We start from the raw sequence: 13,449 nt of genomic DNA on the forward strand, positions 1-13,449 counted from the left end.
TATTGTTGACACTTATATTTATCTTTTTCTTGAATTGCTTTATTCTTCCTTTTAATTTTCTATATTGTCGAAATTTTTTTTATTTATTTAAAGTTTTTTTTATTTATATGGTTGCATTTTTGATACCTCAGTGATATATTAATAATAACATATGAATAAATGCTCATATGTTTATATATCAACTTATTGTTATGGAGGGTTAATTTATGGATAGAACATCTTTAGATAAAGCTACTATGGAATATTGCAGTTGTACCACGATACATGAAAATATAGTAAATGATGTAAAAAAAGATATGCCTAATGAAGAAAAGCTTCAAAATATAGCAGATTTATTTAAGGTATTTGGGGACTCTACTAGAATTAAAATAATTTATGCCTTATTTAAATCTGAAATGTGTGTATGTGATATAGCATCTCTACTAGAGATGAATCAATCAGCTATCTCACATCAATTAAGAGTTTTAAAACAAGCAAGATTAGTTAAGTATAGACGTGATGGTAAAGTTGTATACTACTCTTTAGATGACGATCATATTAAAGGTATTTTTGATATGGCAGCTCATCATATTGACGAATAGTGAGGTGTTTGAATATGACTGAAAAAGACAAAGTAAAAATCTCAAAACAAAATAAAATAGATAGTTCATCTTCTATTGATAAAAAGTTTATACCTTTAAATAAGGATATAGTACATTCTCATAATGAAGATAACTGCAATTGTGGAGGTCATCACTCTGATCATGAGAATTCACCACACTCTCATGGTCATGAACATGGAGCTTGCAATTGCAGCTCTGATAATAAAAAACCTTCAGAAAATAAAACTTTAAAAGAATCTTCATTAACTAAGCACTATATTTTGAAAGGTTTAGATTGTGCTAACTGTGCTGGAAAGATTGAACTTGGAGTTAATAATTTTCCTAATGTTGAAGAAGCTTTATTGAACTTCTCAACTTCAACTTTATCAGTAAAAGTTAAAAATAAATCTGCATTAAACACAGTAGAAAATGATATAAAGGCTCTTGTGAATAAACTTGAACCTCATGTGTTAGTTATAGAAAAAGGTGATTATAATAAAAATCAATCTGAGGAACATGATGAAGGCTTTAAAGTTTCAAAAATCATCCCTACTGTAATTGGTACTATTATATTTGCCATTGCAATGCTTTTTAATTTTGATAGCAATGTAGAGTTCGTAATGTTCATGCTAAGTTATCTTTTAATTGGTGGAGATATACTTTTAAAGGCACTTAAGGGTATTCTTAAAGGGCAAGTTTTTGATGAAAACTTTTTAATGTCTATAGCCACAATAGGAGCTGTATTTATAAAAGAATATCCTGAAGCCGTAGCTGTTATGTTATTCTACAAAGTTGGTGAAGCCTTCCAGGGTATTGCTGTTAATCGCTCTAGAAATTCTATTACTGCTTTAATGGACATACGTCCTGATAAAGCAAACTTAAAAATAAATAACGAAATAAAAGTAGTGTCTCCTGAGGAAGTTTCAATTGGAGATTTAATAATTGTTAAACCTGGTGAAAAAATTCCTCTAGATGGCGTAATAGTAGATGGTTCTACTATGTTAGATACTTCTGCTTTAACTGGTGAATCTGTTCCACGTAAAGCTAATGTTGGAGATGATGTACTAAGTGGAAGCATTAATAAAAACTCTTTAATAACTTTAAAAGTTACTAAGGACTTTGCAGAGTCTACTGTTTCTAAAATACTAGACTTAGTTCAAAATGCTGGTTCTAAAAAAGCAAAAACTGAAAAGTTCATAAGTAAATTTGCAAGATACTATACTCCTATTGTAGTTTTCTCTGCTATAGCCTTAGCTCTTTTAGGTCCTGTAATTTTTAATGGTTCCTTTAATGACTGGCTACAAAGAGCACTTATATTCTTGGTAGTTTCTTGTCCATGTGCTTTAGTTATTTCTATACCTTTAGGTTTCTTTGGTGGTATAGGTTCAGCTTCTGCTAATGGAGTATTAGTTAAAGGTGGAAACTATTTAGAAGCTTTAAATGAAGTAGATACTATTGTTTTCGATAAAACTGGTACTTTAACTAAAGGTGTCTTTGAAGTTACTGAAGTTAACTTAGCTTCTGATGCTACCTTAACTAAAGATGAACTTTTAAAATATGCAGCATATATCGAAAGTTTCTCAACTCACCCTATTGCAACATCTATAACTACTGCATATAAAGGTGAAATAAATAAAAGTGTGATTTCTAATTATGAAGAAATTGCTGGACATGGTATAAAAGTTCTAATTGATAAAAAAGAAGCACTAGCTGGTAACTCTAAGCTAATGGATAAATTCAATATAAAATATACTAAAAATGCTTCTATTGGAACTATAGTTTATATAGCCATCGATAATAAGTTTCAAGGTTCTTTAACAATATCTGATATGTTAAAAGACGATTCTATAAATGCTATTAAAGGATTTAAAGAAATAGGTATTAAACAAACTATAATGTTAACAGGTGATAATAAGGATGTTGCAAATGCTATAGGCTCTAAACTTGGCTTGGATAAAGTTTATTCAGAGCTATTACCTCAAAATAAGGTTGAAATCTTAGAAGAAGTTATAAACTCCAATAAGGATATTGGTAAGGTTGCCTTTGTTGGTGATGGTGTAAATGATGCTCCTGTATTAGCTAGAGCTGATATCGGTATTGCTATGGGTGGTTTAGGCTCAGATGCAGCCATTGAGGCAGCTGATATCGTTTTAATGACTGATGAGCCTTCTAAGATAATAAACGCTATAAAAATAGCTAAATACACTAAAAAAATAGTTACTCAAAACATTATCTTTGCTTTAGCTATCAAAATAGGTGTATTGGTACTAAGTGCCTTTGGTTTATCTACTATGTGGGAAGCTATATTTGCTGATGTTGGAGTGTCAGTACTTGCAATATTAAATGCCATGAGAGTATTAAAATATAAAGCTAAATAATATAGCTAATATTTCTAAAAATGTTTATATAATTTTAGATATTAATAATACTATATATCTTGCATTAAATAAACTTCATTAATATTTTATAGAACAAAAAAATTAATATATAATAAATTACGATTATGTAGATTTAATATTTCAAAGTATATATTTAAAAGTTATTGTTTTAAAAGAACTAAGTTTTAGTTAAAGCTTAGTTCTTTTTTTATTTTATCTTAACAATGTATACTTATTTTAATAATGGAAAATACTCTTAATATAAATCATTAAACCTAAGTTATAAGTAAATAAGTACTTAAGTGCTTATTTCAGTTTCTTTACCACTATGTCTTTAATAAAAATCTTTATTTAATACAAAGTTTAATCATAAGGTTTTAAGATTTGAAAGTTTATATATTAATTTAGGAGTGTGTACTATGAATGGTATTGTATTAGATTTAAACTCTACCTGTGCTGTAATTAACTTAACTAATGGCAGAGTAGTAGAAATGTCCTTAAATACCCTTCCCTTTAATCTTAAAATAGGCGATAAGGTAAATGTTGATACTTGTAGTCACAATGCACTAAGTAACAATAAAACTATGGATTTGTTTTAAATATTGCTTCCCCATAAAAAAGGCTTGGATTAGAATTTTAATTATAATTCTAATCCAAGCCTTTTACTTTAATTATTACTTAATTATATTTACGGACTTATTAATGGCTTTATTTACACCTTCAAATAGCTCATCATAATTATGAGAATTTAGTACATACTCTTCTGCGTTTCCCTTTTCTAAACTTTCTACAAAGTCTAAATCAATCGGCATCTCACTTAGTAATTCTAATCCTAAGTACTCAGCTTGCTCCTTAGCACTCTTTTTACTAAATACTCTTATTCTTTCATCGCACTTTCCACAAGTAACATAAGACATATTTTCAACTACACCTAAAGTATTCATATTTAATTTACTAGCCATAGTAACTAACTTCTTAACTATCATAGTTACCATGTCCTGTGGTGTAGATACCATAACCACTCCTGTAATAGGTGTGCTTTGCATTATTGTTAATGCTATGTCTCCAGTTCCAGGTGGCATATCAATTAATAAGTAATCTAATTCTCCCCAGACAGTATCCACATACATTTGATTTAAAACACCATTTATAACAGGTCCTCTCCAAATTACTGGATCCTCTTCATTTTGTATTAATAAGTTTAAAGAAATAACCTTTATTCCAGTCTCACTTTCAACTGGAATAAACTTAACCTCTTCACCCTCTGGCTGCATAATAGCTCTTTTATCATTTATTCCAAAGAATCTTGGCATTGATGGACCTGTTATGTCCGCATCTAATACACCAACACTATGCCCTGCTTCTCTAAGTTTAGTTGCTAATATTCCTGTAACTGTAGATTTACCTACGCCACCTTTTCCACTCATAACAGCAATTATTTTTTTTATTTTCCCATGTTTAGGTAGCATAACTGTACATTTGCTTTCCTTTGTACAGCTTCCATTTTGTGAACAACTTGAACATTTATCGCTCATTTTTTTCCTCCTATTTTCTAGAAGTCTTTTGGCTTCTCTGTGGTTATGCTTGTTTCCCAAGCACCTGATTTATTTTTACACCATACATAATAAACATGTTCCTTTAGTTTCTTATCCTTGGTAATAGATATCTTCGCCTTATAAACGTCCGTCTTATAACCCTCTGTTATAACATGAACTAAAGTATCATATTCTTTTCCTTCTTGGGCTAATTCAGCATTCTTAAACTCTTGTCTTAATAACTCGTTAAGTTTAACAAGCTCCGTTGATAAAATAAACTTAGATATACTCAAGTCCTCAGATATATCAACTCCAACAGATCCTATTTGAATGTTGTCTGACTTTGCCTTAGCAAAATCCTCTTTCATAGTACTTATTATACTACCATGATAAACTTCTTCAAAGTATTTAGGTTTTCTTATGTTTGAAAAATGTTTTAGCACATCATTATCTAATCTTGAAGAAACTATATAACTTTTATCATCACCATAGAAGTTTGCACCATCATTTTTATCAATACCTGCTATGTAGTTATACTTATGTACCTTTCCACCCTTTTCATATATCTCAAATATATAATCTGGTTCCAATGTACTTTTAGTACCAACTTCTTTTCCGGATGCTAAAATATCGTACATCTGCTTTATAGCAGCGACATCTGTTAAAACAAATTTAAATCCTTTGTCTCTATTACTTTGTATTACTATTTTCTTAGCATTACCTTCTTTTATATATTCAAAGTCTTCATTTCTAAAACCAAGCTTTGTTTTAATTGTATCTGATACACTACACCCAGTCATGGACATAGCTATAGCTATAGCTAGAAATATGGTAACTATCTTTTTCATTACTCAATTATCCTCCACTACTAATTACTCTTTTTTTCTTAGTTTGTGCATATTATATAAGCCAATACCAAAAATCAAAGTAAAAATAGCTATAAATTGTGATGTAGATAAAATTCCTACATTTCCTCTTGGATCAACCCTAAAGAATTCAACTATAAATCTACCAACACTATATACAATAAAATATAAACCAGTAAGTTGGCCTTCTTCATGCTTTTTATTTTTATCATACCATAATAAAAATATAGCTAAAAGAAAATCAAATACAGCAGAATATATTTGTGTTGGATGTCTATGAACTCCAGCTGATACAAAAGGTGAATTTTTAAATTCAATTCCTATTGGCAAAGTCGTAGGTGCACCATAACAGCATCCTGCAAGCAAGCAACCTATTCTTCCAAATCCCTGTGCAAGTGGTATACTTGGTACAACTAAATCAAATACTCCAAGAGTACTCCATTTTTGTTTTCTACAATAAAGCCATATAGCTAAGGCTCCACCAATTATAGCTCCATATATAACAAAACCGTAACCTATTTTCTCCAAAGTAAAAGGTGTACTTATAAATTCTTTAAAGTCCGTTATTATATATAATACCTTTCCACCTAAAACTCCAGAAATAATAGCTATTATAGTCATATTCCAAATCTTATCTTCATCATATCCATAATTAGTTCTTCTTTTCTCTAGTAAAAATACAGCAGCAATAATACCTATTGCTATCATCAACCCATATCCTTTAACACTTATCCCAAATATTTCGAATAATTCTGGCCTCATTCTCTCACTCCTATTCAATGAAAATAATAGACTACTTCACCTTAATTCCATCTACTTATATTATATTTTATTTTAAATCCCATAAACAACAAAAGAAGCCTAAAGCTTCTTTTATTCTAAAATATTCTTGTTTAAATTATAATACTTATGGAGTGTTAAAGCAAACATATTACTAACTATTCATTGTATTTTAAAGATTTTAAAACTGAGTTAATTTGCTTTGAAACATCTTTTTCACTCATCTTTTTGTCATAGTTAAAAACTACCTTAACTAAAATCTCATTTTTTTCTATGCAATATTTTTTTGATATGTTCCCATTTAGAGTAACAGGCTCTTCATTTTTTTCTAAAAACCTGTCCATGTCATTTGGTATGTTCTTAACAGTGATTACGCCAGTTATGTTTTTATCTTGAGAAGTAATTTGAGCTTCGTACAAAGTATCCTCCACCTTACTAGTTAACTCCTCTATGTTCCACGTACTTGGTATTGAAAATACAAGTTTATCATTTAATACTGATTTATATGTTGCTGTCGTTCCTTTGGTTACTTGAGCAAATGACGCTTCCTGCAATCTATTATGCAGTGCAAATTCCATGGCAAATAACATAACCATAAATGCAGCTAAACACACTATGGTACCTGCCTTTTTTCTATCTACTACTATTATTTTCATTTAAATCAATCCCCCTTATGATTCAAGTCACTTACTACAATATATGCTACATATATTAATTTATTCTAAGTTTCTCTATAAAATAAAAAAGCCCCCTTAGCAAAATAACTAAGAAGGCTTAAGTTCGCCTAACTAAATCAAAGATTTAGAGGACTCATATGAAACTCCGACTCATTCCATTCGTAGGAGTAAGTTCGCCTAACTAAATCAAAGATTTAGAGGACCAATAAGAAACTCACTGGGATTACAACTGTTGAGTTTTTGTAATCGTAGAACATTACCCAGTATCCATGATCATGTTTACCTTTGCATGGTATCCATGTAACAAATCCTGTTTTACCTCCAAATGGTTGATCTTCTTTGCTTCTACCACCTGGAATACCGTATACTAGATATTTCAATTTATTATTTTTGTCCATCTTCATTCCAAATATAAAATGTCCATGTTTAGTTATATAAGAATGATAACATGCCATTGGATAGTATAATACAACATGCTTATCATAGTTACACATGTTGTGTAATTCTTCTATATCCTTAACAGCAACCTTTTTCCACTTGCAATTATGAATTTCTTCTTCTAACTCAACGAAGTCTTCACAATCTTCTACAATACCTCTAAAGTACTGTCCTGTAACCCCTACAGGTGCTTCTTCATCTTCTTCATAATACTCTTCTTCTCCTGAGTAATCATACTCATATAAGTCAAGCTTATCATCTTCTGAACTATCAGCATCTGATTTAGATCTTTCCATGTCTACTATAGCATTAGATTCAGTTAAACTTTCTGACTCTATCTCACACTCTTCATCATGAATTGATTCTACTTCTACAACATCATCCTCATTTGAACTTTCTGCTGCTTTGACCTTTTCATTATTACTTTCTTCTCTCACCTTTGATTCTTCATCACAATTATTAAGTTCTGAATTTGAAACTTCTTTTTGATCTTGCTCAATACTTACATCAGCTTTTTCTGCTCTACTCTTACTCTTGCTCATTTCTATTCTTTCTTCATAAGAATCAAACATATTTACTGCTGCTCTAGTATCACCCTTTTGACTCATTACAAGCTCATAATTTTGCCATCCCTTTGGTGGAATAGATGCATTAAATCCAGACATTATTCCTATGACATTGTTATCAACCAACTTAACGATGGCTGCACCTGTAACCTTCTCCATACTTATACCTGTTCCAGATATATTTTCTGAATCATAATCATTAGAAACTTCAATTTTTCCGGAATCATCAAAGCTTAATTTCCCAAGATTCACTATTTTCTTATTATCATTATCCGCACATACTAATGCCATATAATATGGCTGCATTTTTGGATTTATGTTCTGTACATAATAAGAAACCTTACATTTTCCATGATTCTTTTCAAGCTTAACGTAACCTGATGGTGTTTTATCTCTATCTAATGTATATCCTCTCTCTTCTTCCTGTAAAATTATAAAGAATCTAGAGTAATTTTTTTTAGGTGTCAATATAGTCCCTCCTAATACTTATTCCTTATAATATATGAGTAGAATTTTCAAAAGTGAACAAATAAATGAATTTTATTTATATAAATAAAAAAGTCACTAATATTATATTTATTAGTGACTGATAATATGTTTACTTTCTAACATTTTCCAAAGTATATTTCTTATCTTAATTCATATATGCAATCTGATAGCTTTCCAAATTCCTGTATAGTTAAGGTTTCTCCTCTTCTCTTTGGATCAATTCCTGCATTCTCAAAAGCTTTTTCTAAATTTTCTTTATCTAATCCGATACCCTTCATAGTATTCCATAAAGTTTTTCTTCTCATATTGAATGCATCCTTAACAACCTTAAAGAACAATTTTTCATCCTTAACTTCAATTCTAGGCTTTTCTAATCTATCTAGTCTAATTACTATAGAATCAACCTTAGGTCTTGGTACAAAAGCTGAACATGGTACCATTCTTACTATTTTAGTATCACAGTAATACTGTGCTAATATAGATAATGCACCATAATCCTTAGTACCTGGTTCTGCATCTATTCTTTCAGCAACTTCTTTTTGAATCATAATAGTTAGAAATTTAAAATCAATTCCTTCTGTTAAAAACATTGCTATTATAGGCGTTGTAACATAGTATGGTAAGTTAGCTACAACCTTAATAGATTTTTCACCCTCAGTTAATTGCTCATAATCCACCTTTAAGGCATCCTTATTTATTAACTTAAAATTTTCATACTCCGCAAGTTCTGTTTCTAGAATAGGAATCAATCTACTATCTAACTCTATAGCGCAAACTGATTTAGCTCTATCTAAAAGTTCCTTTGTTAAAGTTCCTACCCCTGGTCCTATTTCTATTACAAAATCATCTTTAGTTAATTCTGATGAATCAACTATGGCATTTAAAACTGAATCATCTATTAAAAAGTTCTGACCTAAACTTTTAGTAAATTTAAAATCATACTTTTTAACCATTTCATTAGTCCATTTGCTCATACTTTGTCTCCTTGTCTATCTTATTTATAGCTTTTATAAATTCTTCTCTACATATTCCGTAATTATTTAATCTAGTTATAAGTTGTGTTGTATTGCCGTATCCTATACCAAGCTCTTTGCCCAATAAATGTCTTCTTTCTTTAGCCTCTGGTATACCAGTAAGTCCAAAGAAAATCATATCATCTATAGTAAAATATTCTCTTTTTTCTGCAACATTACACTTAGCACCTTGTAAAGCTTTTAAAATAACCTGTGGATTTGCATTCTCGACACCTATGTCACCATCTTTTAAACCATCTTTTTTAGCTATGTATGCATGTTTAATACCAGGTATCCTCTTTGATATTATACTTCTTATTTTTTCTCCTGCAAAATCTGGGTCAGTAAGTACTATAACTCCACATCTTTTTTGAGCTTCTCTTATTTTGTCAATTACTTTTGCATTAATTCCAAAACCACCAACTGCTATAATCTCTGCATCAACAGCTCTCTTAACAGCAGTTATATCGTCTCTTCCTTCAACTACTATAACTTCCTTAATCATTTTTTCCTCCAACTCAGTTCATAAACACATATTTCTATTCTCTATGTAAACCGCTCGTATTCTGCTTCGTAACAAGGATATACTATTAAAGTTATTTATAGTATATTCTCTTAACTCTACTTATTAATTATCTTTTTATTATACTACTTAATTTATAAAATAAAAACTTTTAATTAAATTATAGCCTATTATTATAATTAGTAAGCAATATTTTTACCCAAAAATAAAGAGGAGCTATTGCCCCTCTTTTTAAATAAATATCATACTCTTGATGATAATTTGTACACTTTATTTTACAATGTACACTTTAACGTTCTTACGTCCCCATCTACAGCTTTCTTCATAACTGTTTAAGAAAACATCTATTATATTTCCTTTAATTGCTCCACCAGTATCTTCAGCTATGGCATAACCATAACCCTCTACATATACTTTAGTTCCTAATGGAATTACTGATGGGTCAACTGCTATAGTACTGTATCCACTTGGATTTCTTCTTGCTACTGTTCCTGTAGCAGTAATAGCAGTACTTGCTGCTCCTAATGGGTTGTAAGCTGTTGCTTCACAGTTAATTACCTTACTGTAATTAAAACTTACACTTCCACCTCTTGAAGGTCTATAAACACCTAATGTTCCTAAAGCAACTATTTGCTTAACTGGTTCTCTTTGAACCTCATCTTTGACAACTTCTCTAGAAACTTCTTTTCCATCTTCAAAGGTTATCTTTGATGAAATTAATCTTTCACCATTTGCTCCCTCTTGAAGCACCTTTTCCTTGCCTTGTTCAATCTCATCTGTTTTTTGATATTCCTTATCAAATGCTATTTCTTGAACTTCATCTATAACTCTCTCTTGTACTCTAGTTATCTTAACATTTAAACCCTCACTAACAGTTGTATCAACTGCTGGTTCAATTTTATCTAGATCGTTCATTGAAATACCTTCTGTATCTAGAACTTGGCCAACATTATCTTCTGCTGTTAAAACTTCTAATTCTTCATTGTCTACGGCCACTTTTACTTTAACGGCTCTCTTTATATCTACTACATCTCCGTCTGCTACTTCACTGTCCAGATTGACAGATATCTTATCTTTTTCTCCAACTACTATACCATTAGCGTCTAATATCGCTTTTAGATTGTTCCTTAAAGTTGTTATTTTCATAACTTCATTATTTACCGACACTGTTATCGTTTTTCTCATGTTGAATATCACTATGGTCATTATCAATAATACCATAGTAAAGGCTATTATAGTTTTTGGTATAGCGGAAAAAAAACTCTGTGAATTTTCTTTGGTCGCATTCCTCATAACCTTACCTCCCTTTACGAGTCTTTAACATTATAACTTAAAGATGCTCATAAGTCAAATTTGCCCCTTAAAAGCCTTAAATAAGCTAATTTCAACTGATGTATATATGAAATCTATACTTCTTGCTTTTCGACATTTTCGGGGGCGTTTTGAGGGTTTAAAACATATTGTTTTATTATGAAGTATATGAGGAATTATTAATTATAATGACTATATTTTAAAAAGCTCTTTTGTATTCTTTATAGTAATTGATTCTAGATCATTTTGACTAAGATTTTTTATCTCTGATATTTTATCTATAACATAAGCTATATAGTCAGATCTATTCCTTTTTCCCCTATAAGGTGTTGGTGCCATGTAAGGTGCATCAGTTTCTACTATAAGTCTATTTAAAGGAATTTCTTCTACAACTTCCACCACTTTTTTAGCATTTTTGAAAGTCACAACTCCCCCAATTCCTATATAATACCCCATTTTTATACATTCTCTTGCAAATTCAACACTTCCTGAAAAGCAGTGTACTACTCCTGTAACCTCTGGATATTCTTTCATTATTTCAAGAGTATCTCCATGTGCATCCCTGTCATGTATAACAACGGGTAATTTTAATTCTTTTGCAAGTTCCATCTGCTTTCTAAATGCATCCTTTTGGATATCATGTGAAGGATTTTCTTCCCAATAATAATCAAGACCAATCTCCCCTATAGCCTTAACCTTTGGATCCTTAGTAAACTCTTTAATTTTAGCAATATTTTTTTCTGTCAAATCTAGTGCATCACTGGGATGAATTCCTACAGCTGCATAAATAAATTCATATTTATTTGCAAGTTTAACAGAATCTATAGTACCTTGCATAGAAGCTCCACAGTTCAAAATGCCTATTATACCATTTTCCTTTAGTTCCTTAAGAACTTCTTCTCTATCCTCATTAAAACTTTCATCATCATAATGAGCATGTGAATCAAAAATCATTTTAAGTCCTCCTACTCTACAAACCTTTTATTAACTAATAATTATTGTATATTTATAATATAGACCCTATTATAGGTGATAATATTCCTATAAGTCCTCCTAGTAATCCCCCTAACCAAGTTATAGCACTTAATTCCTTGTTAGCAAGATCTAAAACTAGTTTTTCTGTAAATTCAATATCAAATTCATTAATTTTATTTTCAACCATTTCAGATATATTAAACTTACTAATGAAAGCTTTGGCTTTACATCTCACTAGATTATTGTATATATTTCTAATAAGATGACTTGATACTTTCTTCAACTTTTCAACATCATCTCCAATAATATCAGCTATTGGCCTAGATATAATATTTTCAATAATACTATCCACTACGGGCTTTAATTTATTAGCCATATTCTCATCCTTCATAACTGTTAATATTTTATCACTTATGAAGTTAGATAAAGTATCTATAGTATCAACTGATAATTCATCCATGGTAGTTTCAAAAACTCTATCCATCAAAGAACCATTAATCATTTGAGCAATCTCTTTTTTATTTTCATCATTATCTAAGAAATTATTTACTTCTGGAAGTAAATAATCATATATTACATTTGAATTTATAAACATAGAAACCATAGGGCTAAGCCTTGTACTTATAGCTTCATCTATAGCCTTCTTTATTTTCACTTCTGTACTTTCAGAACCTAATACCTTCTTTAATTCCTCCGCAATAATATCTCTCTTATTAAATATCATACTTTTAATTGATAACTTAATATTATCTGGAATTAAGCTATCAATTGTTTTGTTTCCACTTAAAGACTTGTTAACCTCTTCATATATAAGATTTTTAAGTCCTTTATCTGTTTCTTCTGAGTTAAGATATTCAATTATTATTTTCTCTATTTGAGTAGATAACAATCCTCTTAAATCTAAATCTAAGTTTAATTTATCTACATAGTCATTTATTGTTTTTCTTTCTTTAATAACTATCTCTAATTCATCATTAACCCACTTCTCTAAACTTTCTTCAATTTCCTTATTACAAAGAGATTCTACTATATCATCCTCAGTTATAAGATGTTCTCCAACAGTCTTTCCAACACTCTTTGCAATTCTAAATCTTTCCTTTGGTATTAACCCTGGTGTAAACGGAATTCTTACACCAAATATTCTTTTTTCATTATATGGTCTAAAAATCATTTTTATAGCGATATAGTTTGTTAAATATCCTATAACTGCTCCTATAACTGCTGCAATTAAATATTTCATAGTTCTCCTCTAGGGTTCCCCTCCTTTAGCTTAAGTTCACCTTAATTATAATGCAAAAACTTTATTTTTTCAAAAAA

12 protein-coding genes and 1 pseudogene are annotated in these 13,449 nt (G+C 30.1%); 3 read left to right on the plus strand and 10 right to left on the minus strand.

Translation table 11 applies throughout. The features are described from left to right. Positions 1-206 precede the first annotated feature (206 nt). The 3 genes from BUA48_RS07685 to BUA48_RS07695 all read left to right on the plus strand — a co-directional run bounded on the left by BUA48_RS07685 (position 207) and on the right by BUA48_RS07695 (position 3,558). Positions 207-581: an ArsR/SmtB family transcription factor gene (locus BUA48_RS07685; RefSeq protein WP_072831468.1), complete on the plus strand. Its 375-nt coding sequence runs from the start codon at positions 207-209 to the stop codon at positions 579-581. Positions 582-595: 14 nt separating this feature from the next. Then, positions 596-2,959 carry a heavy metal translocating P-type ATPase gene (locus tag BUA48_RS07690; RefSeq protein ID WP_084666157.1) on the plus strand — a complete coding sequence of 788 codons (2,364 nt, stop codon included), beginning with the start codon at positions 596-598 and terminating at the stop codon, positions 2,957-2,959. Positions 2,960-3,378: 419 nt separating this feature from the next. Further along, positions 3,379-3,558: a hypothetical protein gene (locus BUA48_RS07695; RefSeq protein ID WP_072831469.1), complete on the plus strand. Its 180-nt coding sequence runs from the start codon at positions 3,379-3,381 to the stop codon at positions 3,556-3,558. A gap of 75 nt (positions 3,559-3,633) precedes the next feature. On the opposite strand, the gene BUA48_RS07700 is transcribed toward BUA48_RS07695, so the two are convergent. From BUA48_RS07700 to BUA48_RS07745, 10 genes and pseudogenes are all read right to left on the minus strand, one after another. After that, a complete protein-coding gene (locus tag BUA48_RS07700) occupies positions 3,634-4,494 on the minus strand; it encodes an Mrp/NBP35 family ATP-binding protein (protein WP_072831470.1) in 861 nt (286 codons plus the stop codon). 17 nt (positions 4,495-4,511) lie between these two features. Next, entirely contained in the window at positions 4,512-5,342 is an 831-nt protein-coding gene (locus BUA48_RS07705) for a YhfM domain-containing protein (protein ID WP_072831471.1), read from the minus strand. A gap of 24 nt (positions 5,343-5,366) precedes the next feature. Further along, positions 5,367-6,122 (minus strand): prolipoprotein diacylglyceryl transferase, encoded by a 756-nt coding sequence (locus BUA48_RS07710; protein WP_072831472.1) that lies wholly within the window; start codon positions 6,120-6,122, stop codon positions 5,367-5,369. Positions 6,123-6,298: 176 nt separating this feature from the next. Then, the gene (locus BUA48_RS07715; protein ID WP_072831473.1) at positions 6,299-6,796 is read right to left on the minus strand and encodes a hypothetical protein; all 498 of its coding nucleotides are present in this window, start codon (positions 6,794-6,796) and stop codon (positions 6,299-6,301) included. 215 nt (positions 6,797-7,011) lie between these two features. Continuing rightward, positions 7,012-8,289 (minus strand): DUF7922 domain-containing protein, encoded by a 1,278-nt coding sequence (locus tag BUA48_RS07720; RefSeq protein WP_072831474.1) that lies wholly within the window; start codon positions 8,287-8,289, stop codon positions 7,012-7,014. 161 nt (positions 8,290-8,450) lie between these two features. After that, positions 8,451-9,284, minus strand: coding sequence for a 16S rRNA (adenine(1518)-N(6)/adenine(1519)-N(6))-dimethyltransferase RsmA (rsmA, locus tag BUA48_RS07725; protein WP_072831475.1), 834 nt, complete (start codon positions 9,282-9,284; stop codon positions 8,451-8,453). Beyond that, entirely contained in the window at positions 9,268-9,828 is a 561-nt protein-coding gene (rnmV, locus tag BUA48_RS07730) for a ribonuclease M5 (RefSeq protein ID WP_072831476.1), read from the minus strand. The genes rsmA and rnmV overlap by 17 nt, the downstream gene beginning before the upstream one ends. 288 nt (positions 9,829-10,116) lie before the next feature. Then, positions 10,117-11,139 carry a 3D domain-containing protein gene (locus BUA48_RS07735; RefSeq protein ID WP_072831477.1) on the minus strand — a complete coding sequence of 341 codons (1,023 nt, stop codon included), beginning with the start codon at positions 11,137-11,139 and terminating at the stop codon, positions 10,117-10,119. 210 nt (positions 11,140-11,349) lie between these two features. Beyond that, positions 11,350-12,111 carry a TatD family hydrolase gene (locus BUA48_RS07740; RefSeq protein WP_072831478.1) on the minus strand — a complete coding sequence of 254 codons (762 nt, stop codon included), beginning with the start codon at positions 12,109-12,111 and terminating at the stop codon, positions 11,350-11,352. Between the two features lie 127 nt (positions 12,112-12,238). Further along, positions 12,239-13,372 (minus strand): annotated as a pseudogene (locus BUA48_RS07745) (DUF445 family protein); the annotation flags it as partial. Between the last annotated feature and the right edge of the window lie 77 nt (positions 13,373-13,449).

This window comes from Clostridium collagenovorans DSM 3089, from assembly GCF_900130005.1.
Classification (GTDB): domain Bacteria; phylum Bacillota; class Clostridia; order Clostridiales; family Clostridiaceae; genus Clostridium_D; species Clostridium_D collagenovorans.

What these genes read in the sequence shown, in the direction of transcription:
- BUA48_RS07685 (WP_072831468.1), top strand. Translation starts at nt 207, where the DNA reads ATGGATAGAACATCTTTAGATAAAGCTACTATGGAATATTGCAGTTGT.
- BUA48_RS07690 (WP_084666157.1), top strand. Translation starts at nt 596, where the DNA reads ATGACTGAAAAAGACAAAGTAAAAATCTCAAAACAAAATAAAATAGAT.
- BUA48_RS07695 (WP_072831469.1), top strand. Translation starts at nt 3,379, where the DNA reads ATGAATGGTATTGTATTAGATTTAAACTCTACCTGTGCTGTAATTAAC.
- BUA48_RS07700 (WP_072831470.1), bottom strand. Translation starts at nt 4,494, where the DNA reads ATGAGCGATAAATGTTCAAGTTGTTCACAAAATGGAAGCTGTACAAAG.
- BUA48_RS07705 (WP_072831471.1), bottom strand. Translation starts at nt 5,342, where the DNA reads ATGAAAAAGATAGTTACCATATTTCTAGCTATAGCTATAGCTATGTCC.
- BUA48_RS07710 (WP_072831472.1), bottom strand. Translation starts at nt 6,122, where the DNA reads ATGAGGCCAGAATTATTCGAAATATTTGGGATAAGTGTTAAAGGATAT.
- BUA48_RS07715 (WP_072831473.1), bottom strand. Translation starts at nt 6,796, where the DNA reads ATGAAAATAATAGTAGTAGATAGAAAAAAGGCAGGTACCATAGTGTGT.
- rsmA (WP_072831475.1), bottom strand. Translation starts at nt 9,284, where the DNA reads ATGAGCAAATGGACTAATGAAATGGTTAAAAAGTATGATTTTAAATTT.
- rnmV (WP_072831476.1), bottom strand. Translation starts at nt 9,828, where the DNA reads ATGATTAAGGAAGTTATAGTAGTTGAAGGAAGAGACGATATAACTGCT.
- BUA48_RS07735 (WP_072831477.1), bottom strand. Translation starts at nt 11,139, where the DNA reads ATGAGGAATGCGACCAAAGAAAATTCACAGAGTTTTTTTTCCGCTATA.
- BUA48_RS07740 (WP_072831478.1), bottom strand. Translation starts at nt 12,111, where the DNA reads ATGATTTTTGATTCACATGCTCATTATGATGATGAAAGTTTTAATGAG.